The sequence below is a fragment of the Amycolatopsis tolypomycina genome (assembly GCF_900105945.1).
Lineage (GTDB): Bacteria > Actinomycetota > Actinomycetes > Mycobacteriales > Pseudonocardiaceae > Amycolatopsis > Amycolatopsis tolypomycina.
Genome location: NZ_FNSO01000004.1, coordinates 6933993 through 6960647, shown reverse-complemented (window position 1 = coordinate 6960647; position 26655 = coordinate 6933993). Strand labels below are relative to the sequence as shown.

Genomic DNA, 26655 nt, shown 5'->3' with positions numbered 1-26655 from the left:
AATGGCGGTCGTGTTCTTGGGTGCTTGTGAATGCTTTCACGAAGCACCGCTTTCGACAAGGGTTTCCGGAAGATCGGTGAGTCAGGTCACCCGGCCGAGCGACCCCTCTGACCTGCGGTTTCTCTCCGAAACAGCCTAGGTAAGGGAAGGCTGATGCGCTGAGTGGAGCTTCTCCGTCGACGAACGGCACCTGGCACTTATCCGCAGGCGATCAGCGGTCCCGTCGTCACACGATCACCGTGAGTGCATGGGGGACGCTGAAGAACTCGACTCGAGTCCGCTGGCCGACGAGGTCGCCGTCCACCTGGAAGTTTACCGGTTCAGCTGCGTCGATGCGGATCATCGGCAGGTCATCGTGACGCACGAGACGTCGGCCGCGCTGGTTGCTCTTCGTAGTCAAAGCTTGGCGTACATGCTTGAACACCGTGGGCAACCCCAGACCGTTCAGCGCGAACAAACCCAATCCCGTCTCGAACGAGCAACCCGGGTTGAGGTGAACGGCGCGCTCGCCCAGGTAGCTCCACGGATCGGTGTTCGACACGAAAGCGGTCAACGCCTCGACCGGGTCTTCGCCGGGGACGCGGATCGTGAGGGCGGGCCGGCCCAGCGGCGGCCGGAAGTAGGAGCGGACGGCGGCGCGCAGGTAGAGGCCGGCGGTGGTCTGCTTGCCGCGGCGCTTGGCGACCCGGCCGACGACGTCGGCGTCCCAGCCGAGGCCGGCGTTGAAGGTGAACCAGTGCCCGTCGGCCAGGCCGAGCCCGACCCGGCGCGAGCGGTCGTTCTCCAGCGCGTTGAGCAGCTGGTGGGTGGCCTCGAAGGAGTCGGCGGAGATGCCGAGGGCGCGCGCGAACACGTTGGCCGAGCCGCCTGGGACGACACCCAGGGCGGGCACTCGCCCGATTTGGGTGGGGTCACCGTCGGCGTCGGCCAGCAGGCCGTTCACGACCTCGTTGACCGTGCCGTCGCCGCCGTGCGCGACGACCAGGTCGATGCCGTCCCGCGCCGCCGAGCGCGCGACCGCCATCGCGTGGCCGCGGTAGTCCGTCTCGACCACGTCGAGCTTGACCTGGCTGGCGAGCGCGTGCGCCAGGACGTCCCGGCCACCCGCGGTGGTCGAGGTGGCCTGGGGGTTCACCACGAGGATTGCGCGCATTACCGCAGAGTAAGTGACTTCCGGCGGCCCGAGAACCTTCCGGCGCCGCATGGTGACGGGCGCAACCCCGGGGAACAGCACCTTCGAGACCCTGTGCCGGGCGGTCCTCCTTCACGCGCGAGTGTCCGCTCGTCGTGACAAGTGCACCCGGGCCGACCGCCCGCTCATCGACGACATCTTGATTTTCGACGCCCGGGCGGTCCCGCGAAAACGGCCGACCGGGTGGCATACGATCGAAAGAGCTCACGCACGGTGACTCGCCCTGGTGGAGTCCCCTGCGCTCGCCGAAAACCGGAAGGCCGCCGCAGTGAAGCTCTCGCCCGCTCCCCGTGAGGTCCGGCTGGCCGGCGCGGTCACCGCGGTGCCGTCGCTCGCCCTGCTGGTGTTCGGGGTGGTCGTGCTGGTCAACGGCCTGGGCTCGCCCGCGCAGCCGGGCAACAACGTCTTCGTCGAGTCGGGCACGTTCATCGTGGTGGCACTGGCGTTCCTGGCCGCGTCGGCCGGGCTGGTGCTCGGCCAGACGTGGGCGCGCTCGCCGGGCGTGGTGATCGCGCTGATCGTGATCGGGCTCGGCTGGTACCTGCTCGGCCCGTCCGGCGAGCCGCTGTGGGGCGTGCCGATCGCGCTGCTGGGCATCGCGGCCCTGGTCCTGCTGTTCCGGCGGCCGTCGCGGGCCTGGGCGCTGGGGCTGCGCGAAGGCGAGACGGAGACCGAGGCCGCCGAACGCGGTGGCCTCGCCGGCCGCCGTGCCGAGCGCGAAGGCCACGAAGAGGACTGACTCAGGCCCGCCCGGATGTCATGAAAGGGTCGTTCATGACATCCGACGTCATGAACGACTCTTTCATGACGTTTAAGCCTGGGCGGCCAACGCGCGAAGCGGCTCGTCGGTGAGGCGGTTGACCGTCCACTCGTCCATCGGGACCGCGCCCAGGGCCTTGTAGAACTCCGTCGCCGGGTTCCAGTCCAGCACCGACCACTCCAGCCGCGCGTAGCCGTTCGCGACGCACTCCGCCGCCAGGGCCGCCAGCAGCGCTTTGCCCAGGCCCGAACCGCGCTGGGACTCGCGGACGTACAGGTCCTCCAGGTAGATCCCGTGCACCCCGCGCCACGTCGAGTAGTTCAGGAACCAGACCGCGAAGCCGACGATCTCGCCGTCCACTTCGGCCACGTGCCCGAACAGCTTCGGCGACTCGCCGAACAGCGCCTCGTGCAGCTGCGCCGGCGTCAGGTGGCACTCGTCCGGCGCGCGTTCGTACTCCGCCAGCTCGTACGCCAGGCCGACCGCCGCTTCGACGTCCGAAGGGCGGATCCGGCGGATGCGGTCGTCGGGCACGTCAGTCCTCCGCGGGCAGCAGGTTGAGGTGTTCGATCTGGGGTTCGCCGCGCTCGTCGCCGAGCACCGCGATGCCGGCCGCGTCGAGTCCGAAGTGGACGCCGGCGGTGGCGGGCAGGCCGAGCCAGCGGGCCACCAGCACACGGCTGAAGTGCCCGTGTCCCACCAAGATGACGTCGCCGGCCTCGCACGCCTGCCGCGCGCGGTCCAGCACGCGATCCGCGCGGGACGACACGTCCGAAGCGCTTTCGCCGCCGGGGCTCGGGTGGGTCCAGACCGTCCAGCCGGGCACGGTTTCGCGGATCTGCGGTGTGGTGATGCCTTCGTAGTCGCCGTAGTCCCACTCGGCGAGGTCCTCGGTGACTTCGTCGACGCGCAGCCCGGCCAGCGCGGCCGTGCGCAGCGCCCGGGCACGCGGGCTCGACAGCACCAGCGACGGGCCGCCCACCAGGCTCCGGAGGGTTCCCCCGGCGGCGCGGGCCTGGCCTTCGCCCGCCGGCGTCAGCGGGATGTCCGTGCGGCCGGTGTGCCGCCCGTTCAGCGACCATTCGGTCTGCCCGTGCCGGAGGAGGAAGAGACGGTTGGTCACGCGGCCGAACATACCCGGCCGTTTGCGCGGCGGCCGGCCGTCTGCTTAGCTACTGAACGGTAGCTTAGTCCGAGGAGACGCCCATGTCCGAGACGCCGACGTTCGCGCTGTGGCGCAAGCTGGCCGGGAAGCCCGGCGGGAAACAGCTGTTCAGTGCCGCGATCTGCCTGCGGGTGCCGTACTTCCGCACGGTGCTGCCCTCGGTGCGCGAGCTGCGGCCCGGCCGCTGCGAGGTGTCCGCGCCGAAGTGGTGGGGTGTTTACAACCACATCCACACCTTCCACGCGATCGCCGCCTGCAACCTCGCCGAGATCGCGATGGGCATGCTCGCCGAAGCGACCGTTCCCACCACGCACCGCTGGCTGCCGAAGGGCATGAACGTCCAGTACGTCGCGAAGGCCGAGACGGGCCTGCGTGCGGTGGCGGCGCTGCCCGAGCTGTCGGAGTTCGGCGACGAAGGCTTCGACATCGAGGTCCCGGTGACCATTTCGGACAAGAACGGCAAGCCCGTGGTCACCGGGACGATCACCATCTGGGTGACGCCGAAGAAGCGTTAGAGCTGCTTGTACTGCACGTACGTCGTCTGGTGGAACTCGGCCGGCGACGGCAGCCCCAGCTTCCGGTCCACGAACTCGCCGAGCGGGCCGCAGCCCTGCGTCGCCGGGAGCGCCAGTGCGGGGTCGACGACGCCGAAGTGGAACGTCGGCGGGTTCCTGGAGATGACGGTCGGCGGCACCGCCGGGTCGTCGTGGACGACGGAGTGCAGCGGCGCGGCCGCCGTGCCGACGCTGCATCCCTTGCGCAGCAACGGGTGCCGCAGCTCGGCGTAGATGTCGAGCTCGCCGCGGCGCTCGTCGTTGCCCTGGAAGTCCGAGTAGCCGCCGTAGCGCAACTGAAGGGTCGTGCCGGCCAGGCCGGGCACGCGCACCGGCTCGTGCCGCAGCGCGCCGAACACCTGCGCGTACTGCCCGTTCACCTTGCCCTCGCTGAACGTCAGCCGCAGCTCGCCGAGCGGGATCGCCTGGCCGCCGATCGTCAGTTTCCCCTGTGAGACAAAAGCTTCGCAGCGCCACGTGCCGGGGTCGGCGTTCGCGGGCGGTGCCGGGCAGTCGGTGAAGCCGAACGTCGGGAGTTCGTCCGCGGACGCGGTGCCCGGCAGCAGAGCCAGCGCGGCCACGGCCGCCCCCAGTGCGAGAAGTTTCATGGCGGTGAGCCTGCCCGCGCGGCACCGCCGGGACATCCGGGATCGTCCCCAGGGAGAACCCGGGAATCCCTTACGGATCCAGCCGGGCCAGTGCGTCGACGAAGCCGTCGCCGGTGGCCGCGAAGAACTCGGCGTCCGCGGCTTCGACGTCCTTCAGCGCCTTCGCGACCAGCTCCAGGCCGGCCGGGGTGACCTCCAGGCGCTTCGCGCGGGCGTCGGCCGGGTCGTCGGCGCGCGCGAGCAGGCCGCGGTCGGCGAGCTTGCGGACGACCTGGCTGGTCATCATCGTGTCAATGCCTGCCTGGTCGGCGAGCTGCCGCTGGGTCGGCGGCTCGCCTGCGCGGGTGAGCCACCACGTCGTCGTCAGCAGCACGAACTGGACGTGCGTGAGGTCGTGCGGAGCCAGCGCGGCCCGCATCGCCCGCTGCCAGGCCAGCGTCACGCGCCACAGCAGGAAGCCGGGGCTGCGCTCGGGGCCGGGCAGGCGGGACTCGGGGGCGGTCATACCCGTGAGCTTGCCTCAGCGAGCCGGGCCAGGGCGCGCATGGCGTCGGGAGTGTCCGAAGTGACCTGCTCGCCGAAGCCCTCCGGCCCGTCGATCGTGACGCGGTAGGTGATCCGCGTGCCGCCGTCGACGTCGGTCAGCACGTGCTCGAACCGCAGGTGCGCGTCCGGCAGCGCGGTCTCGTCGGTGAAGCTGCGGCCCGCGGTGACCTCGGTGAGGGTGAACGGGATCGGCGGCATGCCGTCCATCGTCATCGTGCCGCCGGTGCCGACGGCGAACGGGCCGTCGAGGACGACCGACCGGACGCCGGCGTCCCACTCCGGCCAGCGCCCGGTGTCGGCCCAGAGCGGCCAGATCGTGGCGGCGGGGGCGGTGGAGGTCTCGCTGTGCTCGTACTCGTAAAGTGCCATGCAGGCAGACTATATGCGCGCTTACTAAATGTGCAAGCGGCCTCGCGGCCGTGGTGGGTCAGTTCGCCGAGCGCAGCTTGTCGTAGTAGGCGACGCAGTCGGCGTACACCGGCAGCAGGCCCTGCTCCCGGGCTTCGGCCAGGGTGGGCGCGCTGCGGTCCTTGCCGGACAGCACCTGCTCGATGTCCGACGGCCATGGCAGGTCGAGCGCGGGGTCGAGCGGGGTGATGCCGTGCTCGCCCGCCGGGTTGTACGGCTCCGAGCAGAAGTACGTCATCACGGTGTCGTCCTCGAGGGCGACGAAGCCGTGGCCGAGGCCCTCGGCGACGTACACGGCGCGGAACTCGCGAGAGTCGAGCACGACCGTGTCCCACTGGCCGAAGGTCGGCGACCCGACGCGGATGTCGACGACGACGTCGAGCAGCGATCCGCGCGGGCAGTAGACGTACTTGGCCTGGCCGGGCGGGGTGTCGGCGAAGTGGAGGCCGCGGATCGTGCCGCGCCGGGACACGCTGTGGTTCGACTGGCCGAGCCGCAGCGAGTGGCCGACCGCTTCGCGGAAGACGTCCTCCTGGAAGGGGGCGACGAACAGGCCCCGGTCGTCGGGGAACGCCCGGGGGGAGAACTCGTAGGCGTCCGGGACGCGCAGCCGGCGGAATTGCATGCCGTCACCTTATCGGGCACCAACAAAACCGGACGGACGTCTTGGGAATTGCGGCGGAAATCGGTAGGGGTGTGACATCAACCGCACCAAGGGGTCGCGGGCGGCGGGGGACCTGTCACAATGAACGAACCGCCGCGTCCGCGGCCATCGCCAGACCCACGGCACCGATGGCCGACGTGACGCCTCGCCGACAGGCCGGCGCTACCGCGCTGGGCTGCCGTGCCGGGATCCCCCACGGTTCCCCCTTGCTCGACCGTGGTCCCAGCCCGCATGCCCAGGAGAAATTCCAGTGACCTACGTCCAATCCGCGAGTTCCGTCATTCCCACTGGGGGAATGACGGAACCGACGACAGGAAACCCCATGACCGACCCCACCGGCGGCGTTGCGCCGGTCACCGACGAAGAGATCTTCACCGGCCACGAGGGCGGCAAGCTCTCGGTGGCGGCCACCCGGCCGATTTCGAGCCCGCGTGACCTCTCGATCGCCTACACCCCGGGTGTGGCGAAGGTGAGCCGCGCGATCGCCGAGGACGCGGCCAAGGCCAAGCGCTACACGTGGGCGGACAGGCTGGTCGTCGTGGTCAGCGACGGGACGGCGGTGCTCGGCCTCGGCGACATCGGCGCCAGCGCGTCGCTGCCGGTCATGGAGGGCAAGTCGGTGCTCTTCAAGACCTTCGGCGGGCTTGACTCGATCCCGCTGGTGCTGGACACGACCGACGTCGACGAGATCGTCGAGACGCTGGTGCGGCTGCGGCCGTCGTTCGGGGCCGTCAACCTGGAGGACGTCTCCGCGCCGCGGTGCTTCGAGCTGGAGGACAAGCTCAAGGAAGCCCTCGACTGCCCGGTCATGCACGACGACCAGCACGGCACGGCGATCGTCACGCTCGCCGCCCTGCGCGGCGCCAACCTGGTCCTCGACCGGGCGATCGCCGACCAGCGCGTGGTCGTCTCCGGCGCCGGCGCGGCCGGCGTGGCCTGCGCGAAGATCCTCCAGGAAGCCGGCATCGGCGACGTCACGGTGCTCGACTCCCGCGGCATCATCCACACCGGCCGCGAGGGCCTGAACCCGGTCAAGGAGCGGCTGGCCGCGTCGACGAACAAGGCCGGCCTTCGCGGCGGCCTGGCGGAGGCCCTCGAGGGCGCGGACGTGTTCCTCGGCCTGTCGGGCGCGACGATCGACGAGTCGCTGCTGGGCCGGATGGCGGGCGGCGGCATCGTGTTCGCCCTCTCCAACCCGGACCCGGAAGTGCACCCGGAGGTGGCCGCGCGCTACGCGTCGATCGTGGCGACCGGCCGGAGCGACTTCCCGAACCAGATCAACAACGTGCTGGCGTTCCCCGGCGTCTTCCGCGGTGCGCTGGACTCGGGCGCGCGGGCGATCACGGAGAACATGAAGCTGGCGGCGGCCGAGGCGATCGTGTCGGTGGCGATGGACGACCTGGGCCCGGACCGGATCGTCCCCAGCCCGCTCGACCCGCGCGTGGCCCCGGAGGTCGCCGCCGCGGTCGCCAAGGCCGCGGAAGCCGACGGCGTCACGGACTGAGTTCCGCTCGCGAAGGCGGCACTTTCACGTGAAAGTGCCGCCTTCGGCGTGTTCAGAGAAGTTCGGTCAGGCGGTGGCGGGGGACGTCGACCAGGCGGAGGTCCGTCAGGTCGTCGGGGACGTCGAGGGAGACGTTCGCCAAGCGCGCGTGGGCGCGGGTGAGGACCTCGTCCTGGTGCTCCACCGCCTCCGCGACCACCACCGCGTGGCGGTTGTCGGGGGTGCTGCGCAGGTACCGGAGGGCGTACTTCCCCCGGACGAGTGACGCGAGCGCTTCTTGGGAGGCCTGGTCCGCCAGGTCCGGGTGGGAGTTGGGGACCAGCAGGGCCAGGCGCCGGGCGTTCGTGCCCAGGAGCGTCCGCAGCAGCCACGGGCCCGGGTCGGCCGAGAGGTCCATCGCGACCGCGTCACCCTCCGGGCCGGAGATCGACCAGTCCACCGGGCGCGTTTCCGGGGAGAGCCCGCCCGCCGCGGCGATCTCCTTCAGCTTCTCCAGCAGCGCCGGCTTCGTCCCGGCGGCCTCCACCGACTGCGGCCCGTGCGTGTAGATCGCCTTGCCGCTGCGCATCTTCTTGGCCTTCGCCGTCGGCTGGCAGACGTACAGGTCGGCCGCGCTGCCGATCGCCTGTGCCCCGAAATACCGGTGGAAACCCGGCAGGATCGCCTCGAACGTCAGCCCGAGCGTGGCCAGCGAGCGCTGCACCTGCGCGCCCAGCGCCGGGTGCCGCGGGCTGTAGCCGTACGCCAGCAGCAGCCGCCCCTCGCTCGGCTCGCGCAGCGCCTGCACCCCGCGCGCCGCGAACAGCCCCATGCCTTCGGGCGTGTACGGCGGATCGCTGAACACCAGGTCGACGCCGCCGGAGAGCGACGGCGGCAGGCCGACGCGCAGGTCCGCGTGCACGGTCCGGATCTCGCGCTCACCACGGTCGTCCAGGTAGGCGAGCACGCGCTCGTCCAGATCGACCACCGTCAGGGACGCCGAGGGGCAGACCGCCCGCACGGCCAGCGACGTCAGGTCGTGGTCGCCGAGGAACAGCAGCCGTGTCGAGGCGAGGTCGTACTGGGCGTCCAGCCAGAGCGCGCGGCGCAGCACGGTCTCCGGCGTGGCCTGCACGTGGTCGAGCGCGGCCAGCGGCAACGGCACCTCGGCCACCCACTCGGCGACCTTCGGCAGCAGCTCGTGCGTCGCGACGGCTTCGTCGAGCGGGTCGGCGTAGCGCGGCGCGCGGTACTGCAGGTACGCCGCCGCGACGCCGGGGGCGATGCGCAGGCGGTCGCCGCTGCGGTCCAGGTCGTCGCCGAGGGCGGCGAGGACGGCCTCGACGCTGCGCCGCGGTGCGGTGCTCAGGCGGACCAGCTCGCCGAGGTCGTGGTCGCCGGTGCGCAGCAGGTCGAGGACGCGGTACAGCGGGCGGACGCCGACGCCGTGCGCGGCGAGGACGTCGTCGAGAGCCTTCACGGACTCCGAGCCTAGTCACCACGTGTCGGAACGGCGTGCCAACCACCGCGGACTCGGCTACGGTCGAACCGACCGGGACATGGGGAGTGGCAGTGACCATCGAATTCTGCGACGTGACCAAGCAGTATCCGGATGGGACGGTCGCCGTCGACAAGCTGAACCTCACGGTCGAAGACGGCACCATCACCGTGTTCGTCGGCCCGTCCGGCTGCGGCAAGACGACGTCGCTGCGGATGATCAACCGGATGGTCGAGCCGACCGCCGGGCAGGTGCTGCTCGACGGCAAGGACGTCGCCGAGGGCGACCCGGCCCTGCTGCGCCGCGGCATCGGCTACGTCATCCAGCACGCCGGGCTCTTTCCACATCGGACGGTGCTGGACAACATCGCCACCGTGCCGCTGCTTTCCGGCTGGGACAAGGGGAAAGCGCGCAAGCGGGCCGCCGAGCTGCTCGAGATCATCGGCCTGCCGGTCGAGCTCGGCAAGCGGTACCCGGCCCAGCTCTCGGGCGGCCAGCAGCAGCGCGTCGGCGTCGCCCGCGCGCTCGCCGCGGACTCGCCGGTGCTGCTGATGGACGAGCCGTTCTCCGCCGTCGACCCGATCGTGCGCGAGGACCTGCAGAACGAGCTGCTGCGGCTGCAGTCGCAGCTGGGCAAGACGATCGTGTTCGTCACCCACGACATCGACGAAGCCGTCCGGCTCGGCGACAAGGTGGCCGTGATGCGCGTCGGCGGCAAGCTCGCCCAGTACGGCACGCCCGCCGACGTCCTGCGCCACCCGGTGGACGACTTCGTCGCCTCGTTCGTCGGCCGCGACCGCGGCTACCGCGGCCTGTCGTTCCTCTCCGCCGAAGGCGTCGAGGTCAATGACCTGGAGCTGGTCGAGATCGGCACCAGCGTCCCGGCGAGCGACGGCTGGCGGCTCGCGGTCAACACCGAGAAGCAGCCCCGCGGCTGGCTGCCGCCGAACTCCACAGTGGACGGACCGCTGAGCGAGGACGACCTCGTGGCCGGCGGATCGCTGTGGGTGCGGGGGACGCCGATCCGCGGCGCGCTCGACGCGGCGCTGTCGTCGCCCGCCAGCCTCGGCGTGGTCGTCGACGAAGAGCACCGGGTGCTCGGCGCCGTGGTCGCGCGGCAGGTCCTGGACGTCATCGAGGGCACGCCCCAGGCGTCATGAGCTTCTTCGACGAGCTCGGCCGGTACCTGGGCAGCGCGAACAACCGCGGCCAGATCCTCGGCGACCTGGGTGATCACGTCTACCTGGCGCTGCTCCCGCTGGTGCTCGGCATCGTGCTCGCGATCGCGGCGGGCTGGCTCGGCCACCGGTGGCGGCCCGCGCGGCAGGTGCTCATGGTGCTGGCGAACCTGCTCTACACGATCCCGTCGCTCGCGCTGTTCGTCGTCATCCCCGGCCTGATCGGGACGAAGATCCTGGACAGCGCCAACGTCGTCGTCGCGCTCACGATCTACACCACCGCGCTGCTGGTCCGGCCGGTGCTCGACGCCCTCGACGCGGTGCCGCCGCCGGTGGTGGCCGCCGCGACCGCGGTCGGCTACAAGCCGGTGCGGCGCTTCTTCGCCGTCGAACTGCCGCTGTCGGTGCCGGTGCTGGCGGCCGGCGTGCGGGTGGCGTCGGTCAGCAACATCAGCCTGGTCAGCGTCGGCGCGCTGATCGGCACCGGCGGCCTCGGCGTGCTGTTCACCGACGGCTTCCAGCGCGAGTACTTCTCGCCGATCGTGGTCGGCATCGTGCTGACGCTGCTGCTGGCCCTGGTCGTCGACCTGGTGCTGGTGGGCTCGCGAAACCTCCTGACGCCGTGGACCCGGGTGGCCGCATGATCACCGATCTCTTCCGCTGGTTCGGCGACCCGGCGCACTGGTCCGGGCCCGACGGCATCCCGCAGCGGCTGCTGGAGCACCTCGGCTACACGGCGTTGTCGCTGGTGATCGCGCTGGTCATCGCGGTGCCGCTGGGGCTGTTCGTCGGCCACACCGGCCGCGGCGGGGTGGCGCTGGTGAGCGTCGGCAACGCCATCCGCGCGCTGCCGACGCTGGGGCTGGTCACGTTCCTGTTCCTGCTCTTCACCGAGAGCGTCACGTCGACGATCATCGGGCTCGTCGTGCTGGCCGTGCCGCCGATCCTGGCCGGCACGTACGCCGGGCTGCAGGCGACCGACCACGGCGTGGTCGACGCGGCCGAGGGCGTCGGGATGACCGGCTGGCAGCGGCTGTGGCAGGTCGAGGTGCCGATCTCCCTGCCGCTGGTGCTGGGCGGCATCCGCAACGCCGTGCTCCAGCTGGTGGCGACCGCCGCGGTGGCCGCGTACGTCGGACTCGGTGGCCTGGGCCGGTTCCTGCTCGACGGACTGGCCATTTTGGACTATTCCGAGGTGATCGCGGGCGCGGTGCTGACGACGGCGCTCGCCATCGTCCTGGACCTGCTCTTTTCCTTGCTGAACCGCGCTTTGGTCCCGCGCGGCGTCCGGCTCGCGGCGGCCGCGAAGAAGGTGACGGCGTGAAGCGGCTGGCCTGGTTGATGGTCCTGGTGCTGGCCGCGGGGTGCGGCAACCCCCTGGCGGGCGGCGGCGAGGGCGGCAGTTCGGGCGACATCATCATCGGGGCGTCCGACGTCGGCGAAAGCCTGCTGCTGGCCCAGATCTACGCGGGTGCCCTGCGGCAGGCGGGTGCGTCGAACGTGACGGTGCGGCCACCGGTGGGCAGCCGCGAGGTCGTCGTCAAGGCGCTGCAGGACAAGTCGCTGTCGGTGGTACCGGACTACAGCGGGAACCTGTTGCGCTACTTCGACAAGGACACCACGGCGACGACGTCCCAGGACGTTTACGCGCAGCTGCGGCAGAAGATTCCGCCGGGGTTCGAGGTGCTGGACCAGGCGCCGGCGGAGGACAAGGACCTGCTGGTGGTCGGCCCGCAGCTGGCTGCCTCGGGCGTCAAGACGTTCTCGGACCTGGGCCCCCGCTGCGGCGAGCTGGTGTTCGGCGGCCCAGGCCAGTGGAGCAGCCGCTGGAAGGACAAGATCAAGGCGTTGTACGGCTGCGAGTTCAAGGAGATCCGCACGACGGACACGGGCGGCCCGGTGACGGTGGCGGCCCTGAAATCGGGCGACGTCCAGGTGGCGGACCTGTTCAGCACGTCGTCGACCATCGCGGCGAACGGGTTCGTGCCGCTGGTGGACGACAAGAACATGTTCCCGGCGCAGAACATCGTCCCACTGGTGGCCCGGGGAACGCTGTCACCGGCCGAGGTGGCGGCGTTGAACCGCGTCTCGGCGGCCCTGACGACCGAGGAACTGACGCGGCTCAACGTCGAGTTCACGGAAGAGAAGCGGAACCCGCTGGACATCGCGGAGGACTTCCTCGCGCGGGCTTAGCGTGATGGCCGAGGAGCGTCGGACCGCGGTGTTCATCGAGGCGTCGAAAATCATCGGCAACCACTGAGCCCTCTGGAGCGTGTCAAGGCCAAGACCCGAGGTATCCACCTCGGTCGGGGCCTTCACGACAGGGAGCCGAGCGGATGACTCAGATCAGGCAATGGCGTCAGGTGGCGCCCGAAGCTTGGTGGCGGACGCCGTTCGTCGTCGGCTACTCGCTGACGTTCGCGGCCGTCGCCGTCCTCGGAGCGTCGCTGGGGGCCACCCAGTTCGTGTGGAGTGTCGCAACCGTGGCGGTGATCGCCTACGGCCACTACCGGATCCGGACAATAGGCGTCTACACGAGCGACAGCGGCGTCCGACTGCGCGGGCTGGCGCGTTCCCGCGAGTTCGACTGGGCCGGGATCCGGAAGTTCATCCACCGTCCGAGTTACTACGACAACCTTGATCCGGTACGCGGCTCGCTTTGGGTGGTGCTCGCGGACGGCGACGAACTCAAGACGCCGGTCAAGATCCAGCCCGAGTGCGATCCGACCGGCAACACCAAAGCCATCCTGGAGAAGCTCAACCGCGAAGCCCGGCAGGCGCACGCCAGGATCGCCGCTGCGGCGAGCTAGAGCCTGTATCGAAGTGGTGCAGTGGTCGCGATGGCGCGGGGCTGAAGGTGCCCCTTCAGCCCGCTCGCGATCGGCGGCGGTGACTCAAGGTCGGCCCCTCACTTCGATACAGGCGCTAGTCGAGAGCGAGCTTCACCCCGAGGCCGATGAAGATCCCGCCGGTGGCGACCTCGATCCGCCGTTGGTTCTTCTTCTTCCGGACCCACCCGCCGACGCGGCCGGCGAGGACGCCGACGGTGCCGTCGACGAGGAACTCGAACACGATCATGATCGCCCCGAGGACGGCGAACTGCAGCCAGATGTGGCCCCGTGCCGGGTCGATGAACTGCGGCAGGAAGGCGATGGTGAACGTGACCATCTTCGGGTTGAGCAGGTTGGTGAGCAGGCCGGACAGGAAGGCGCGGTCGCTTTTCCGTTCGACGAGCGGCTTGCGGTTCCGGATGGCCTGCACGCCCAGGTAGATGAGGTAGGCCGCGCCGGCGACCCGCACGACGGTGAAGGCGACGGGAACGGCGGCGAAGAGCGCGGCCAGCCCGGCCGCGGCCACGGCGACGTGGATGGCCTCACTGGTGGCGACCCCGGCGGTGGCGAGCAGGCCGGCCTTCGGGCCGCCGCGCATGCCGCAGCCGAGGATGAAGAGCATGTCCGGACCCGGGGTCACCATCGCGATCGCGGTGGTGACGAGGAAGGCCAGGAGAAGGTGCTGGTCGACCGGCATGGCCCGATCGTGGCACGCCGGCCGGGGTGGGTGAACTCCTTTTCCGGTCTCAGCCGCGCACCGCCGCCGCCACGCGGCCCGCATCCTCGATGCCCTTCTCCGGGGGCTCCTCCGGCAGCGGCAGCAGCACCACCGAGCCACTGCCGGCCTCGTGCAGCGCGCGGACCGCCGCCGCGCAGGTGTCCACGTCTCCGCAGATCGCCAGGCGGTCGAGCCACTCCGGGCGCAGGCCCGCCGCCAGTTCGTCCACCGTGGACGTCGAATCCATCAAGGCCAGCAACTCCCCGGCGAACGGCAGGCCCTCGACCTGGACCCGGGAGCCCGGCGTCAGTGACTCCGCGACCGTCCGGCGTGCCCGCTCGCGGTCGCCCAGGGCCAGCCAGTTGTACGTCACCATGGCGTGCGGGCCCGTGGCCGCGATGGCCTCGAGGGCCGTCCGGACGAACTCCGGCGGGGACGGCTCGGCCAGGATCGTGCCGTCCGCCGTCGCGCCCGCCACCGCCAGGGACTTCGGGCGGCGGACGCCGGCCACCAGCGGGGGCGGCGACGACGGCGGGAACACCAGCTCGACCTCGTCCAGGTGGACGTGCCTGCCGTCCATCGAGACGCGCTCGCCCGCCAGCAGCCGCCGGACCGCCAGCAGCGTCTCCTCCAGCGCCGCCAGCGGGGAATCCGGGTACGCGCCGATCTGCCGCATCCACGACGCCACGCCGTGGCCGAAGCCACCGATCAGCCTGTCCGGGTGCAGCTCGGCCAGCGCCGCGAGCTCCATCGCCGCGATCGCCGGGTTGCGTGCCACCGCCGGCAGTACGCCGATGCCGACCTTGATCGTCGACGTGACCGCCAGCGCCGTCGCGACCGTGGCGATGCCTGCCGCCCAGAAGCAGTCCTCGACCAGCCAGACTTCGTCCAATCCCGCGGCTTCGGCCTGCTTCGCCAGCTCGATCAGCCGGGACGGCGGCTGCTCACGGTTGATGCGGACACCCACGGACGAGGTCGGTGCGTACACGCGCGGCTCCTGTTCAGATCCGGGAGAACGCGGGCGCGTACTCGAACGCGCCCGCCTGGGTGGGTTCGTACGCGGCCAGCGTCCGCGCCTGGAAGTACTTGCCCCAGCTCGGGTCCGGCGAAGCGATCGACAGCGTCGCCGCCTCGACGAACCCGAACCGCGAGTAGTAGGCGGGTTCGCCGAGCAGGACGACCAGGCCGTGGCCGAGGGCGTCCGCCGCGCCGACGACGGCGTGCACCAGCGCCGAGCCGACGCCGCCGGCCTGGTGCGCGGGCAGCACGCCGAGCGGGCCGAGCCCGACCGCGGCCGCCGGGTCGTCGCCGATGCGCGCCCGGCTGCAGCAGACGTGCCCGACGACGGCACCGTCGTGGACGGCCACGAGCGAGAGCGGGTTGATGAGGTCGCCGTCTTCGCGGAGTTCGTCGACGAGCGGCGCTTCGACCGGGGTGACTCCGGCTTCGCGGCGGAAGGCTTCACTGTGGACGGCGTGGATCGCCGCCCGGTCGGCAGGCGTCTCGCGGCGGATCAGCATGATCGCCACCTTGCCGCGAACCGGCCGTGGACGGCAATCGGGTTTCGCGCGCCGAGCAGGCAGGCCGCCGGCGATTTCGGGTGAACGGCCTGCTCAGGCCGGGCGAATGGCCTAATGTCCGATCCGTGCAGCAAGGACCTCAGTACCCGTATCAGCAGTACCAGCCGTACCAGCAGCAGCCCGGCTACCCGCCGCCCAAGCCGGGCGGGAAGACCGCCCTGATCGTCGTGCTCGTGGTGGTCGGCGTGCTCGTGCTGGCCGGGGTGGGCGTCGGCGCCTTCTTCCTGCTGACGGCCGACAACAAGCGGTCCACGGCCGCGCCGACCTCGAGTGCGCCGGCCGGTGAAGCCGACAAGTACTCCTCGCTGCCGCGGTGCAGCGAGGTCGGGAGCAGGATGAACAACCTGCCGCCGTTGACCAAGGACAGCCCCGCCGAACCCGCCAGCGGCTCGGACGACCGGATCCAGCTGTCCCAGCTCAGCTGTTCGTGGATGAAGTCCGGTTCGTCGTCCGGCACGGTGTCGATGATGCTGTCGAAGTCGGTGCAGCCGGGCTCGGGGGCCGGCCCCGGGTACGCGAAGGCGGGCTACGACATCGAAGTGGATCGCGGGGCCAAGCCGATCACCGAGAAGATCGGCAAGGCCACGAAGGCGGCCGACGTCGACTACGACCAGAGCGGCACCATGCAGTGCGGGGTGCGGTTCTACCAGGGCAACGTCGACGTCACCGTGATCGTCACGGCCGCCGACACGTCCGACCGGAACATCGAACGGTGCCGCCGCAACGCGCACAGCCTGGCCAAGGCCGCATCCGAGTCCCTCGAATAGAAAAAGGCCTCCCCACGGTTCCGGAACCGTGGGGAGGCCTTTTTCAAGCGATCAGTCGAACGCCTTCGCGATCAGCGCCTTCTGCTCGACCTCGTGCACCTTCGACGAACCCGCCGACGGGGCCGCCATCGGGCGGCGGGACACGACCTCGAGCTTCGAGAAGACCTCCGGGAACTTCCGGGGCAGGTTGAGGCCGAAGAACGGCCACGCGCCCTGGTTTTCCGGCTCCTCCTGGACCCACGCGACCTGCGTCGCGTTCGTGTACCGCTCGATCGCCGCCAGCAGCTTCTTCTTCGGCAGCGGGTAGTACTGCTCGATCCGGACGATCGCGACGTCGTCGGCCTCGCGCTTCGTCCGCTCCGCCACGAGCTCCCAGTACAGCTTCCCGGAGGTCAGCAGCACCTTGCGGATCTTCGCGGGGTCCGGCGTCACGTCGTCGATGACGGACATGAACCGGCTCTCGCCGGTGAAGTCCTCGACCGCCGACGTCGCCGCCTTGTTGCGCAGCATCGACTTCGGCGTGAAGACCACCAGCGGGCGCTGGATGCCGTCGAGGGCGTGGCGGCGCAGCAGGTGGAAGTAGTTCGCCGGGGTGGACGGGACCGCCACCGTCATCGAGCCCTCCGCGCACAGCGAGAGGAAGCGCTCGATGCGGCCGGACGTGTGGTCCGGGCCCTGGCCCTCGTGGCCGTGCGGCAGCAGCAGCACGACGTCCGAGCGCTGGCCCCACTTGGCCTCGCCGGAGGAGATGTACTCGTCGATGACCGTCTGGGCGCCGTTGACGAAGTCGCCGAACTGCGCCTCCCACATCACCAGCGCCTCGGAGTTCGCCACCGAGTAGCCGTACTCGAAGCCGACGGCCGCGTACTCCGACAGCGCCGAGTCGTAGATCATCACGCGGCCCTGGCCGTCGGCCAGGTTCTGCAGCGGCGCGTACTCCTGGCCGGTCTTGCGGTCGATGAAGACCGAGTGCCGCTGGGTGAACGTGCCGCGGCGGGAGTCCTGCCCGGACAGCCGGACCAGCCGGCCCTCCATCGCCAGCGACCCGAACGCCAGCAGCTCGCCGAACGCCCAGTCGATGTCGCCTTCGCGGGACATCTTGTGGCGCCGCTCCATCACCGGCTTGACGCGCGGGTGCGGCGTGAAGCCCTCGGGCACCTGGACGAACGCGTCGCCGATGCGCTCGATGACCTCGTTCGCGACCGACGTCTTGACCTTGGCCGGGACCTGCTGTTCCTCCTCGACCGACGGGCTGGCCTTCGCCGGGTGCTTCTCCAGCTCGCGGACCTCGTTGAAGACGTGCTCCAGCTGGCTCGAGAAGTCGCGCAGCGCGGCCTCGGCCTCCTCGACGGAGATGTCGCCCCGGCCGATCAGCGACTCGGTGTAGGTCTTCCGGGTCGAGCGCTTGGTGTCGATGATGTCGTACATCGCCGGCTGCGTCATCGACGGGTCGTCGCCCTCGTTGTGCCCGCGGCGGCGGTAGCAGATGAGGTCGATGACGACGTCCTTGTGGAACGCCTGCCGGTACTCGACGGCCAGCTTGGCCACCCAGTGCGCGGCCTCCGGGTCGTCGCCGTTCACGTGGAAGATCGGCGAGCCGATCATCTTCGCGACGTCGGTGGCGTACTGGCTCGAGCGGGAGTGCTCCGGCGCGGTGGTGAAGCCGACCTGGTTGTTGACGATGACGTGCACGGTGCCGCCGGTGCGGTAGCCGCGCAGCAGCGCCAGGTTCAGCGTCTCGGCCACGACGCCCTGGCCCGCGAAGGCCGCGTCGCCGTGCATCAGGACCGGCAGGACGGTGTAGCCCTCGCCACCCTTGTCGAGGATGTCCTGCTTGGCGCGGACGATGCCCTCGAGGACCGGGTCGACGGTCTCCAGGTGGGACGGGTTCGCGGTCAGCGACACCTTCGTCTCGCCGTCGCCGAACATCCGGAAGTACTTGCCCTCGGCGCCGAGGTGGTACTTCACGTCACCGGAGCCGTGCGCCTGGCCCGGGTCGAGGTTGCCCTCGAACTCCTGGAAGATCTGGCTGATCGGCTTGCCGACGATGTTGGCCAGCACGTTGAGCCGGCCGCGGTGCGGCATGCCGATGACGACCTCGTCGAGCTCGTGCTCGGCGGCCTTGTCGAGGATGGTGTCGAGCAGCGGGATCGCCGTCTCGCCGCCTTCGAGGGAGAACCGCTTCTGACCGACGTACTTGGTCTGCAGGAACGTCTCGAACGCCTCGGCGGCGTTGAGCTTCGAGAGCACGTACTTCTGGACCGCGGGGTCCGGCTTCTCGTGCGGGATCTCGACGCGCTCCTGGATCCAGCGGCGCTCCTCGGGGTCGAGGATGTGGGTGTACTCGATGCCGACCGTGCGGCAGTACGAGTTGCGCAGCACGCCCAGGATGTCGCGCAGCTTCATCCGCTCCTGGCCGGCGAAGCCGCCGACCGGGAACTCGCGGTCGAGGTCCCAGAGCGTGAGACCGTGGGACAGGACGTCCAGGTCGGCGTGGCTGCGCTGGCGGTAGTTCAGCGGGTCGGTGTCGGCCATCAGGTGGCCGCGCATCCGGAACGCGTCGATCAGCTCGATCACGCGGGCGGTCTTGTCGACCGGGCCGTCCGGGATGTCGGCGACCCAGCGGATCGGCTCGTACGGCAGGCGCAGGCTGGTGAAGACGTCGTCGTAGAAACCGTCTTCGCCGAGCAGCAGCTCGTGGATGCGCTTGAGGAACTCGCCGGACTCCGCGCCCTGGATGATGCGGTGGTCGTAGGTCGAGGTCAGCGTCATGATCTTGCTGATGCCGAGGTCGACCAGCGTCTTCTCGCTGGTGCCCTCGAACGCCGCCGGGTACTGCATGGCGCCGACGCCGATGATGGCGCCCTGGCCGGCCTGCAGGCGCGGCACCGAGTGGTTGGTGCCGATGCCGCCCGGGTTGGTCAGCGAGATCGTGGTGCCGGAGAAGTCGTCGGCGGTCAGCTTGTTGTTGCGGGCCTTCTTGACGATCTCCTCGTAGGCCTGCCAGAACTGCAGGAACGTCATGTCCTCGACGCCCTTGATCGAGGCGACGACGAGGTTGCGCGAGCCGTCCTTGCCCTTCATGTCGATCGCGAGCCCGAAGTTGACGTGCTCCGGCGTGACCGCGAACGGCTTCCCGTCGATCAGCTGGTAGTGCCGGTTCATGTTCGGGTAGCTCTTCAGCGCCCGCACCATGGCGTAGCCGATGAGGTGCGTGAAGGAGATCTTGCCGCCGCGGGTGCGCTTGAGGTGGTTGTTGATGACGATGCGGTTGTCCGCCATCAGCTTCGCCGGGACCGCGCGCACGCTGGTCGCGGTCGGGACGCTCAGCGACGCGTCCATGTTCTTGGCGATGGCCGCCGCGGCGCCGCGCAGCTGCTTCGACTCCGGCTCGTCCTTCTTCGCCTCGGCCTTGGGCTCGGCCTTCGCGGCCGCCGGCTTGGCCGGAGCCGCCTTTGGCGCCGGCTTCGCGGGAGCCTTCGCGGGGGCGGCCTGCTTGGCCGCCGACTCCGCGTTCTGCACGGCCTTGGGCGACGGCTGGGCGGCGGCCTGGCCGTTGGTGGCGGGCTTGGCGTCGGCCTGCTGCCGGGCGGTGTCCGCCTTGGCCTGCGCGCTCTGCGTCGGCTTGAAGTCCGCGAAGAAGTCGTGCCATGCGGCATCGACTGAGGAAGGGTCGGCGAGGAACTGGTCGTACATCTCTTCGACCAGCCACTCGTTGGGGCCGAACTGTGACGCAGGGCTGCTGCTGGACACGGCTGGGGCTCGCCTCTATCCGTCTCGATCTCGATCTTGAATCCGCTGATGCGCCTACCAGGCTAACCCCCTCGGTGACCGCGATGTGATGGAACCGGCCTGTGTGAGGCGTGGCGCACTAGGGTATCGGTCACTGACTCGATCAAGATGTGCTAAGGGAACCTTAAGCAGTGGACCCGGTACAGGGTTCCCGGGCTCGTTTTCCGGGGTTCGCTCCTTGTCTGGTGGACGTTCACCCCGGCGGGTTCCACTGGGCCCATGTGGCTGGTCGAATGTCCGTCGTTCTGGGACCAGGGCCTGGTGCGGCCGCTGGTCACCGAGTCCGGCACGGTCGTGCTCCGGTGCGACTCGTGCTCGGCCGTCTGGCTGTCACCTGCCGACGTCGAGGAGATGGCCTGGGTGGAGCCCGACGAGCCGGATTGGCTGGTCGGGGCCGGAATCCACGTCCGGCCGGGGACGGTCCGCTGGGCAGCGCGTCCGGACGTCGAGGCCGCGGGCCTGGGGTCCCTGAAGTGGCGGGCCCTGCCTTAGCCGAGCTCGTACGGCGGTTCGTGGGGGACGAGCTTGACCGCCAGGTGGAGCTGGTCGGTGGCCAGCAGCCCGGCGATGTCGCGCATCACCGGTGTGACGTCGGTGATGCCGGTGATCCACTCGTCGCGGAGCTCGCTGCCGATCCGGATCGCCTGGAAGTTCAGCGGCGTGTGGTCGAGATCTCGCTCCGGGACCCACTCGATGTGCTCCTGGAGGGCTCGCTCGAAGCCTTCGCGGGTGAGGTCGACGGCCAGGACGCGCTCGTGCCCCGGCTTGCGCCCGTTGTCGCTGTCGTGGGCCGCGAGCCGGAACGACGGCGTGAGCTGCAGTGTCTCGCCCAGCTCGAAGGCCTGCTTCTCGAGCGCGGCATCGGCGGCGGCGGGCGAGCAGGCCAGGTAGACCCGGACGGTCGTCTCGGTCTGCACGGCCCGGATCTGCCGGTCGGGGACCCGCTTCTCTTCGAACATGCCCGCCATGCTCCCAGCGCCGGCCTCGCCGGGCCACGGACTTTCGTGCGCAAGGAGGCAACACGCGTGATTGGAGCCGGAACTCGCGTGATTGAAGCCGGAACTCGCGAGTTACGGCCCCGATCACGCCAGTTACGGCTTCAATCACACGGGTTACGGGGTCAGCCGAGGGACCAGAGGCGGGCGTAGTGGCCGCCTGCGGACAGGAGCTCGGCGTGGGTTCCGGTTTCCACTATGCGGCCGTGGTCCAGGACCACGATGCGGTCCGCGCGGGCCGCCGTGGCCAGGCGGTGGGCGACCACGAACGTGGTGCGGCGGCGGGCGACCGTCTCCGTCGCGCGCAGGACCGCCGCCTCCGTCGAGGGGTCTAGGGCCGCGGTGGCCTCGTCCAGCAACAACACGTCCGGGTCGACCAGCTCGGCCCTGGCCAGGGCCACCAGCTGGCGCTGGCCCGCCGACAGCGACCGGCCGCGCTCGCCCACCGGCTGCAGGAAGCCCGACGGCAGGGCCGCCACGCCGTCGAGCGCGCCCACCGCGCGGACCGCCGCCTCGACCTCCGCGTCCGTGGCCGACGGGCGGCCGTAGCGGACGTTGTCGGCCACCGTGCCCGAGAACAGGTGCGCCTCCTGCGGGACCACGCCCATCCGGCGCCGGAGCCCGGCCAGCTCGTACTCGCGGACGTCCGTGCCGTCGATCCGGACCTCGCCGCCGGTGACGTCGTAGTAGCGCGCGACCAGCTTCACCGCCGTCGACTTGCCCGCGCCCGTCGCCCCGACCAGCGCGATCGTCTCGCCGGCCGCGACGTCCAGCGAGAACTCCGCCAGCGCCGGCGTCTCGGCGCCCGCGTAGGAGAACCCGACCTCCTTGAACGAGACCTCGCCGCGCAGCCGGGGCGGCACCGCGACCGCGTTCTCGGCCGCCGGGACCGACGTCGGCGTGCGCAGCAGGTCGCCGATCCGGTCCAGGCCGACGCGCGCCTGCTGGTAGCCGTCGAACACCGCCGACAGCTGCTGGATCGGCGAGAAGAACTGCTGCAGGTACAGCAGGAAGGCGAGCAGCACACCGGCCGACAGCGTGCCCGCCGAGACGCGGTTCGCGCCCGCCACCAGCACCGTCGTGGTCGCCAGGTCCGACAGCAGCGCCACCAGCGGGAAGTACGTGGCCACGTACCGCTGGGCCCGCAGCCGCGAGCGCCGGTAGTCGTCGCTGCGCGAAGCGAACGCCTCCGCGGAGCGGTCTTCGCGCGTGTACGCCTGCGCGACCCGCAGCCCGCTGACGTTCTCCTGCATGTCCGCGTTCACGACGCTGACCCGCTCGCGGGCCTCGTGGTACGCCTTCGACGACGCCCGCCGGAAGATCACCGTGGCCACCGCCAGCACCGGCACCATCGCGAGCGCGTACAGCGCCAGCCCGGCGTCGGTGACCAGCAGCGCGCCGGTGATCCCGACCAGCGTCAGCGCGCTGACCACCGCGGTGGCCAGCCCGGTCTGCAGGAACGTCGAGAGCGCGTCGACGTCCGTTGTCATCCGGGTCATGATCTTCCCGGACAGCTCCCGCTCGTAGTAGTCGAGCCCGAGCCGCTGCAGGTGCGCGTAGCTGCGGACGCGCAGCGCGTACAGGACGGTTTCGCCGACCCGTGACGTCAGCCGCGTCTGCGCGAACACCACCAGCCAGTCGGCGGCGATCACCGCGGCCCCGATCCCGGCGGCCAGCCAGATCATCCACTCGACGCCGGTGCGCACGCCGTGGTCGACGCCGAACTGGTACAGCCCCGGCAGCGCGATCGACGCCAGCGCGTCCGCCGCCACCAGCGCGATCACCGCGGCCAGTGGCCAGCGCACCGGCCGCAGCAGCCCGGCCAGCCGGAACTTAGGGTCGGCCGCGGTGACGTCGACGCCCGGCAGCCGCGGCTCGTCGACGGCGGCCGGGAGCTTGCGCACGCCCTCGATCAGCTCCGGGGTCGGCGGCACGTCGAGCCCGCCGCCCCCGCCGACCCACCCGCTGTTGTTCGGGTCGCCGCTGCGCATCCGCGCCGCCTCGGCCAGTGCGTCGACCTCGTCGTGACTCTCGTTCCGCGGCCACAGCGCCGGCGTGACGCCGTCCTGGCCGCAGTCGAGGCCTTCGCAGCGGTGCTTCTCTTCGACGTCGTCGCCCGGACCCGCGACCAGTTCGCGGAACAGCGGGCAGCGCGCCATCAGCTCGGCTTCGGTGCCGACGTCGACGACGCGGCCCTCGTCCAGGACCGCGATCCGGTCGGCCAGGGCGAGGGTGGACCGCCGGTGCGCGATCAGCAGGGTGGTGCGGCTCGCCGTGACCGAGCGCAGCGTGTCGTGGATCGCCGCCTCGGTGACGGTGTCGATGGCCGATGTCGCGTCGTCCAGGATCAGGATCCGCGGGTCGGTGATCAGGGCCCTGGCCAGCCCGAGCCGTTGCCGCTGGCCGCCGGAGAGCGTGAGCCCGCGCTCGCCGACCAGCGTTTCGTAGCCGTCCGGCAGCGCCCGGATGAAGCTGTCGGCTTCGGCCGCGCGAGCCGCCGCGACGATCTCCTCCTCGGTCGCGTCCGGCCGGCCGTAGGCGATGTTGTCGCGGATCGAGGAGGAGAACAGGAACGCCTCCTCGAACACCACGCCGATCGCCTGCCGCAGCTGCCGCAGCGGCACGTCACGGACGTCGAGGCCGCCGACCCGCACCGCACCCTCGTGCACGTCGTAGAACCGCGGCAGCAGCAGGGAGATCGTGGACTTCCCCGAGCCCGCGGTGCCGACCAGTGCGAGGGTCTCGCCCGGGTTCGCGGTGACCGAAAGGCCGGCCAGCACCGGCTCGCTGCGCGTGTAGCCGAACCGGACGCCGTCGAGCTCCACGCCCAGCGGGCCGTCCGGCAGCGGCCGCGCGTCCGGCGCGTCGGCGACCTCGGGCTGCGCGTCGATCAGCTCGTAGACCCGCTCGGCGCCGGCGCGGGTCAGCTGGGCCTGCACGACCAGCCCGGACAGCATCCGGGCCGGGCCGATCAGCGTCGCCAGGTAGGTGGCGAAGGCCAGGAACGTGCCGAGCGTGATGGACCCGTTGAGCGCGAGGACACCGCCGATGCCCAGCACGGCGACCTGGCCGGCGGCGGGCAGCGCCGCCGTGGTCGCCGTGGGGACCGCCGACAGCTTCGCCGCGCGAAGCCGCTCCCCGAACAGCTTGCGCGCGGTCGCCTCCAGCTTCGAGACTTCCCGGGACTCCTGGCCGAAGCCCTTGACCACCCGGACGCCGGTGACGGTCTCTTCGACCTGCTGCGCGACGTCCGCCGCGCGCTGCTGCGCCGACCACGTCGCCGGGAACAGGCGCTTGCGGCTGCGCGCCACGATGATGCCGACCGCCGGCGTGACGACCAGCGCGATCAGCGTCAGCACCGGCGACAGCCACAGCATCGCGACGAACGACAGCAGCGCGAAGACCACCGAGCCGAACGACAACGGGACCTGCATCAGGATGCTGGTGACCAGCTGCAGGTCGGAGATCGCGCGCGAGGCGACCTGGCCGGTGCGCAGGGCGTCCTGCTTGCCGCCGTCCAGCCGCGAAACGGCGTTGAAGACGCGCTGACGCAGGTCGTGCTGGACGTCGAGGGCGAGCTTGCCGCCGAGGTAGCGGCGCGCGAACGCGGTGCCGAAGGCGACCAGCTGCAGCCCGGCCAGGAAGGCGGCGATCCCCGGCAGCCCGCCGGTGTGCCCGGCCACCGCGTCGTCGACCGCCGTGCGCACCAGCAGCGGGCTCGCGGCCTGCACGCCGACGCCGATCGCGGCCGCGAGCAGCGACAGCACGACGAGCACGCGGTGCTCCCACGCCGCGGCGGACAGCCGGCGGATCCAGCCGGCCGTCTCGGCGGGTGGGAGCTCTTGACGGGAGCGAGGCGGTGCGGTGGTCACGTTGTGACAGTAAGCGCCACCACCGACAAAATATTTCCCCGAACGCACCGAAGGCCACCTCGAGCAGCTCGAGGTGGCCTTCGGGACAAGGAAAACTACGTGATGTCGCGCTTCTGGTTGCCCGCCCAGCCGAGGCCGAAGAAGACCATCGTCCACGCGAAGAAGATCAGCGCCGACGCCCACCACGAGATCACGCCCGGCGCACCCGCCGCGAGCTGCAGGCCCAGTGCCGACCAGTGGTCGACGCCGCCCGGCAGGTTGAGCGAGTTGATCCCGAACGCGTCCGCCGCGATCCCGCCGACGATCCCGTTCGCGGTGCCGTTCGGCAGGATCCCGCCCAGGATGTCGGCCGGGCCCCAGAGGGCGATGACCAGGACGTTCTCGATGATCAGGAACCACACGATGAACAGCACCACGGCCAGCGGCACGTTGCGCAGCACCGCGCCGAACCCGATGCCGAACAACGTCACCAGCACCGAGGCCAGGATCGTCCCGCCGAGCGCAGCCAGCCACTGGCCCGCGCTGGGCCACCGCCCGGAATCGACCGAGGCCATCACCGCGATCGCCGAGACACCGGCGCTCACCAGGCCGTAGATCGCGCCCCACCCGACGTAGGTGAGCATCTTCGCGGTCAGCGCGGTGACCCGGTTCGGCGCCGTCAGGAACGTCGTCGTGATCGTCTTGCTCCGGTACTCGCCGGCCAGCGCGAAGACGCCGAACAGGCCGGGGATCAGCTGCGCGATGTTCACGCCGTGCGCGAACGCCAGCAGCCCGACCGGCAGCTTGCTCGCGTCCAGGCCGACCGCGCCCGCGATCTCGCGAGCGTCGGACCCGCCGATGTAGTCCGCGAAGTCGTTCGTGATCTTGCCCCACACGAACGTCAGCCAGAACGCGACCAGCGCCAGCGGGATCAGCAGCACCCACCACGTGTTCAGCGAGAGCGTCTTGCGGAACTCCGCCTTGATCAGGTTGCCCATCACTGCTGCGGTCCTCCCCAGTACTGCTGTTGCTGCTGCGGACCCGACGGCGGGCCCTGCTGGTAGTGCTGCTGCTGCGGCGGATACCCCGGCGGCGGGCCCTGGAACTGCGGCTGCGGCGGATACCCCGGCGGCGGCTGACCCGGCGCGCCCGTGTACTGACCCTGCGTCAGCTGGAAGAACATCCGCTCCAGATCGGCGTGCTCCTCCTGCATCCCGTAGACGGCGATCCCGGCCTTCGCGGCGATGTCACCGATCTGCTGCACACTCGACCCGGCGACCGCGACCCGTCCGTCCGGCGTCGGCGAAACCCCGACGATGCCGTTGTCCTGCAACGCCTTCACCAGCGCCGACGGATCCGCAGGCTGCACCAGCACCCGCGACTGCTGGCTCTTGCGCAGCTGCTCCAGCGGGCCGTAGTAGCGCGTCACACCCTGGCTGATGATCACCACCTGGTCGATCAGCTGCTCGACCTCGTTGAGCAGGTGACTCGACACCAGCACCGTCCGCCGCTGCTCCCGCGCGTACGAACGCAGGAAATTCCGCAGCCACAGGATGCCCTCCGGGTCGAGACCGTTCGTCGGCTCGTCCAGCACCAGCACCTGCGGATCACCCAGCAACGCCGTCGCCAGCGCCAGCCGCTGCCGCATGCCGAGCGAGAACCCGCCCGCCTTCCGATCCGCGGCACTCCCCAGGCCCACCAGGCCGAGCACCTCGTCCGCCCGCCGATCCGGCACCCCGATGGCCGCCGCGTACACCCGAAGGTGGTTGCGGGCCGTCCGGCCCGGATGGAAACCCTCGTTCTCCAGAACCGAGCCCACCACCCGCGCCGGATTCCCCAGCTGCGAGTGCGGCCGCCCGTTGATCGTCGCCGACCCCGACGTCGGCGCCACCAACCCGAGCAACATGCGCAAAGTCGTCGTCTTCCCGGCACCGTTCGGCCCCAGGAAACCCGTCACCGAACCCGGTTCGACCGTGAAGCTCAGGTTCTGCACGGCGTTCACTGCGCCGAACCGCTTGCTCAGGTTCTGCACCACAATCCGGCCACTGCCGTTGAGCTTCCCCCC

The 26655-nt window shown here is 70.7% G+C and carries 26 protein-coding genes; 10 read left to right on the top strand and 16 right to left on the bottom strand.

Annotated features, from left to right (window positions below; translation table 11 throughout):
- Nucleotides 1-226: 226 nt before the first annotated feature.
- On the bottom strand, nucleotides 227-1153 hold the full coding sequence (locus tag BLW76_RS41600; RefSeq protein ID WP_091317656.1) for a diacylglycerol/lipid kinase family protein: 927 nt from the start codon (nucleotides 1151-1153) through the stop codon (nucleotides 227-229).
- A gap of 307 nt (nucleotides 1154-1460) precedes the next feature.
- On the opposite strand from BLW76_RS41600, the gene BLW76_RS41595 reads away from it, so the two are divergent.
- Complete coding sequence (locus BLW76_RS41595) at nucleotides 1461-1931, top strand: hypothetical protein (protein WP_091317655.1); 471 nt, start codon at nucleotides 1461-1463, stop codon at nucleotides 1929-1931.
- A 72-nt stretch (nucleotides 1932-2003) separates the two neighbouring features.
- Here the strand turns inward: BLW76_RS41595 and BLW76_RS41590 are convergent, their stop codons facing one another.
- Both BLW76_RS41590 and BLW76_RS41585 read right to left on the bottom strand, forming a co-directional pair.
- Nucleotides 2004-2486 (bottom strand): GNAT family N-acetyltransferase, encoded by a 483-nt coding sequence (locus BLW76_RS41590; protein WP_091317653.1) that lies wholly within the window; start codon nucleotides 2484-2486, stop codon nucleotides 2004-2006.
- Between the two features lies 1 nt (nucleotide 2487).
- Nucleotides 2488-3075, bottom strand: coding sequence for an acid phosphatase (locus tag BLW76_RS41585; protein WP_091320519.1), 588 nt, complete (start codon nucleotides 3073-3075; stop codon nucleotides 2488-2490).
- An 83-nt stretch (nucleotides 3076-3158) separates the two neighbouring features.
- Between BLW76_RS41585 and BLW76_RS41580 the strand changes: the two genes are divergently transcribed.
- Entirely contained in the window at nucleotides 3159-3632 is a 474-nt protein-coding gene (locus BLW76_RS41580; protein WP_091317651.1) for a hotdog fold domain-containing protein, read from the top strand.
- Here the strand turns inward: BLW76_RS41580 and BLW76_RS41575 are convergent.
- From BLW76_RS41575 to rfbC, 4 genes are all read right to left on the bottom strand, one after another.
- A complete protein-coding gene (locus BLW76_RS41575) occupies nucleotides 3629-4279 on the bottom strand; it encodes a hypothetical protein (protein WP_091320517.1) in 651 nt (216 codons plus the stop codon). The genes BLW76_RS41580 and BLW76_RS41575 overlap by 4 nt on opposite strands.
- Before the next feature lie 70 nt (nucleotides 4280-4349).
- Nucleotides 4350-4784: a MarR family winged helix-turn-helix transcriptional regulator gene (locus BLW76_RS41570; RefSeq protein ID WP_091317649.1), complete on the bottom strand. Its 435-nt coding sequence runs from the start codon at nucleotides 4782-4784 to the stop codon at nucleotides 4350-4352.
- Entirely contained in the window at nucleotides 4781-5194 is a 414-nt protein-coding gene (locus BLW76_RS41565; RefSeq protein WP_244170566.1) for an SRPBCC family protein, read from the bottom strand. The genes BLW76_RS41570 and BLW76_RS41565 overlap by 4 nt, the downstream gene beginning before the upstream one ends.
- A gap of 58 nt (nucleotides 5195-5252) precedes the next feature.
- A complete protein-coding gene (gene rfbC, locus BLW76_RS41560; protein WP_091317648.1) occupies nucleotides 5253-5858 on the bottom strand; it encodes a dTDP-4-dehydrorhamnose 3,5-epimerase in 606 nt (201 codons plus the stop codon).
- Between the two features lie 361 nt (nucleotides 5859-6219).
- On the opposite strand from rfbC, the gene BLW76_RS41555 reads away from it, so the two are divergent.
- Nucleotides 6220-7401 (top strand): NAD(P)-dependent malic enzyme, encoded by a 1182-nt coding sequence (locus tag BLW76_RS41555; RefSeq protein WP_091317646.1) that lies wholly within the window; start codon nucleotides 6220-6222, stop codon nucleotides 7399-7401.
- Between the two features lie 52 nt (nucleotides 7402-7453).
- On the opposite strand, the gene BLW76_RS41550 is transcribed toward BLW76_RS41555, so the two are convergent.
- Nucleotides 7454-8860 (bottom strand): bis-aminopropyl spermidine synthase family protein, encoded by a 1407-nt coding sequence (locus tag BLW76_RS41550; RefSeq protein ID WP_091317645.1) that lies wholly within the window; start codon nucleotides 8858-8860, stop codon nucleotides 7454-7456.
- Between the two features lie 92 nt (nucleotides 8861-8952).
- Here BLW76_RS41550 and BLW76_RS41545 point away from each other — a divergent pair, with 92 nt between their 5' ends.
- From BLW76_RS41545 to BLW76_RS41525, 5 genes are all read left to right on the top strand, one after another.
- Nucleotides 8953-10038 (top strand): ABC transporter ATP-binding protein, encoded by a 1086-nt coding sequence (locus BLW76_RS41545; protein WP_091317643.1) that lies wholly within the window; start codon nucleotides 8953-8955, stop codon nucleotides 10036-10038.
- Nucleotides 10035-10700, top strand: coding sequence for an ABC transporter permease (locus BLW76_RS41540; RefSeq protein ID WP_091317642.1), 666 nt, complete (start codon nucleotides 10035-10037; stop codon nucleotides 10698-10700). The genes BLW76_RS41545 and BLW76_RS41540 overlap by 4 nt, the downstream gene beginning before the upstream one ends.
- Nucleotides 10697-11380 carry an ABC transporter permease gene (locus BLW76_RS41535; RefSeq protein ID WP_091320513.1) on the top strand — a complete coding sequence of 228 codons (684 nt, stop codon included), beginning with the start codon at nucleotides 10697-10699 and terminating at the stop codon, nucleotides 11378-11380. The genes BLW76_RS41540 and BLW76_RS41535 overlap by 4 nt, the downstream gene beginning before the upstream one ends.
- Nucleotides 11377-12249 (top strand): ABC transporter substrate-binding protein, encoded by an 873-nt coding sequence (locus tag BLW76_RS41530; RefSeq protein ID WP_091317640.1) that lies wholly within the window; start codon nucleotides 11377-11379, stop codon nucleotides 12247-12249. The genes BLW76_RS41535 and BLW76_RS41530 overlap by 4 nt, the downstream gene beginning before the upstream one ends.
- Nucleotides 12250-12392: 143 nt before the next feature.
- The gene (locus BLW76_RS41525) at nucleotides 12393-12866 is read left to right on the top strand and encodes a hypothetical protein (RefSeq protein ID WP_143060782.1); all 474 of its coding nucleotides are present in this window, start codon (nucleotides 12393-12395) and stop codon (nucleotides 12864-12866) included.
- A gap of 115 nt (nucleotides 12867-12981) precedes the next feature.
- Here BLW76_RS41525 and BLW76_RS41520 read toward each other — a convergent pair whose 3' ends face one another.
- From BLW76_RS41520 to BLW76_RS41510, 3 genes are read right to left on the bottom strand one after another with little or no spacing between them, the layout of a single operon-like run.
- A complete protein-coding gene (locus BLW76_RS41520; protein ID WP_091317637.1) occupies nucleotides 12982-13584 on the bottom strand; it encodes a LysE family translocator in 603 nt (200 codons plus the stop codon).
- A gap of 49 nt (nucleotides 13585-13633) precedes the next feature.
- A complete protein-coding gene (locus BLW76_RS41515) occupies nucleotides 13634-14593 on the bottom strand; it encodes an LLM class flavin-dependent oxidoreductase (RefSeq protein ID WP_091317635.1) in 960 nt (319 codons plus the stop codon).
- 13 nt (nucleotides 14594-14606) lie between these two features.
- On the bottom strand, nucleotides 14607-15125 hold the full coding sequence (locus tag BLW76_RS41510) for a GNAT family N-acetyltransferase (RefSeq protein WP_091317634.1): 519 nt from the start codon (nucleotides 15123-15125) through the stop codon (nucleotides 14607-14609).
- A gap of 125 nt (nucleotides 15126-15250) precedes the next feature.
- Between BLW76_RS41510 and BLW76_RS41505 the strand changes: the two genes are divergently transcribed.
- The gene (locus BLW76_RS41505; protein ID WP_091317632.1) at nucleotides 15251-15952 is read left to right on the top strand and encodes a hypothetical protein; all 702 of its coding nucleotides are present in this window, start codon (nucleotides 15251-15253) and stop codon (nucleotides 15950-15952) included.
- Nucleotides 15953-16003: 51 nt separating this feature from the next.
- On the opposite strand, the gene BLW76_RS41500 is transcribed toward BLW76_RS41505, so the two are convergent.
- On the bottom strand, nucleotides 16004-19705 hold the full coding sequence (locus BLW76_RS41500; RefSeq protein ID WP_091317631.1) for a multifunctional oxoglutarate decarboxylase/oxoglutarate dehydrogenase thiamine pyrophosphate-binding subunit/dihydrolipoyllysine-residue succinyltransferase subunit: 3702 nt from the start codon (nucleotides 19703-19705) through the stop codon (nucleotides 16004-16006).
- A 258-nt stretch (nucleotides 19706-19963) separates the two neighbouring features.
- Here BLW76_RS41500 and BLW76_RS41495 point away from each other — a divergent pair, with 258 nt between their 5' ends.
- The gene (locus BLW76_RS41495) at nucleotides 19964-20236 is read left to right on the top strand and encodes a hypothetical protein (protein WP_091317629.1); all 273 of its coding nucleotides are present in this window, start codon (nucleotides 19964-19966) and stop codon (nucleotides 20234-20236) included.
- Here the strand turns inward: BLW76_RS41495 and BLW76_RS41490 are convergent.
- The 4 genes from BLW76_RS41490 to BLW76_RS41475 all read right to left on the bottom strand — a co-directional run bounded on the left by BLW76_RS41490 (nucleotide 20233) and on the right by BLW76_RS41475 (nucleotide 26622).
- Nucleotides 20233-20703, bottom strand: coding sequence for a DUF4291 family protein (locus BLW76_RS41490; protein ID WP_091320510.1), 471 nt, complete (start codon nucleotides 20701-20703; stop codon nucleotides 20233-20235). The two genes, BLW76_RS41495 and BLW76_RS41490, sit on opposite strands and share 4 nt — an antisense overlap.
- Nucleotides 20704-20864: 161 nt before the next feature.
- Nucleotides 20865-24611, bottom strand: a complete 3747-nt coding sequence (locus BLW76_RS41485) for an ABC transporter ATP-binding protein (protein WP_091317628.1) — start codon at nucleotides 24609-24611, stop codon at nucleotides 20865-20867.
- A gap of 95 nt (nucleotides 24612-24706) precedes the next feature.
- Nucleotides 24707-25588: an ABC transporter permease subunit gene (locus BLW76_RS41480; protein ID WP_091317626.1), complete on the bottom strand. Its 882-nt coding sequence runs from the start codon at nucleotides 25586-25588 to the stop codon at nucleotides 24707-24709.
- Nucleotides 25588-26622, bottom strand: coding sequence for an ABC transporter ATP-binding protein (locus BLW76_RS41475; RefSeq protein WP_244170565.1), 1035 nt, complete (start codon nucleotides 26620-26622; stop codon nucleotides 25588-25590). The genes BLW76_RS41480 and BLW76_RS41475 overlap by 1 nt, the downstream gene beginning before the upstream one ends.
- Between the last annotated feature and the right edge of the window lie 33 nt (nucleotides 26623-26655).

Coding starts and splice junctions, on each gene's coding strand:
- BLW76_RS41510 (WP_091317634.1), bottom strand. CDS start 15,125: ATGCTGATCCGCCGCGAGACGCCTGCCGACCGGGCGGCGATCCACGCC.
- BLW76_RS41555 (WP_091317646.1), top strand. CDS start 6,220: ATGACCGACCCCACCGGCGGCGTTGCGCCGGTCACCGACGAAGAGATC.
- BLW76_RS41565 (WP_244170566.1), bottom strand. CDS start 5,194: ATGGCACTTTACGAGTACGAGCACAGCGAGACCTCCACCGCCCCCGCC.
- BLW76_RS41540 (WP_091317642.1), top strand. CDS start 10,035: ATGAGCTTCTTCGACGAGCTCGGCCGGTACCTGGGCAGCGCGAACAAC.
- BLW76_RS41525 (WP_143060782.1), top strand. CDS start 12,393: ATGACTCAGATCAGGCAATGGCGTCAGGTGGCGCCCGAAGCTTGGTGG.
- rfbC (WP_091317648.1), bottom strand. CDS start 5,858: ATGCAATTCCGCCGGCTGCGCGTCCCGGACGCCTACGAGTTCTCCCCC.
- BLW76_RS41580 (WP_091317651.1), top strand. CDS start 3,159: ATGTCCGAGACGCCGACGTTCGCGCTGTGGCGCAAGCTGGCCGGGAAG.
- BLW76_RS41490 (WP_091320510.1), bottom strand. CDS start 20,703: ATGTTCGAAGAGAAGCGGGTCCCCGACCGGCAGATCCGGGCCGTGCAG.
- BLW76_RS41535 (WP_091320513.1), top strand. CDS start 10,697: ATGATCACCGATCTCTTCCGCTGGTTCGGCGACCCGGCGCACTGGTCC.
- BLW76_RS41600 (WP_091317656.1), bottom strand. CDS start 1,153: ATGCGCGCAATCCTCGTGGTGAACCCCCAGGCCACCTCGACCACCGCG.
- BLW76_RS41575 (WP_091320517.1), bottom strand. CDS start 4,279: ATGAAACTTCTCGCACTGGGGGCGGCCGTGGCCGCGCTGGCTCTGCTG.
- BLW76_RS41520 (WP_091317637.1), bottom strand. CDS start 13,584: ATGCCGGTCGACCAGCACCTTCTCCTGGCCTTCCTCGTCACCACCGCG.
- BLW76_RS41480 (WP_091317626.1), bottom strand. CDS start 25,588: ATGGGCAACCTGATCAAGGCGGAGTTCCGCAAGACGCTCTCGCTGAAC.
- BLW76_RS41570 (WP_091317649.1), bottom strand. CDS start 4,784: ATGACCGCCCCCGAGTCCCGCCTGCCCGGCCCCGAGCGCAGCCCCGGC.
- BLW76_RS41495 (WP_091317629.1), top strand. CDS start 19,964: ATGTGGCTGGTCGAATGTCCGTCGTTCTGGGACCAGGGCCTGGTGCGG.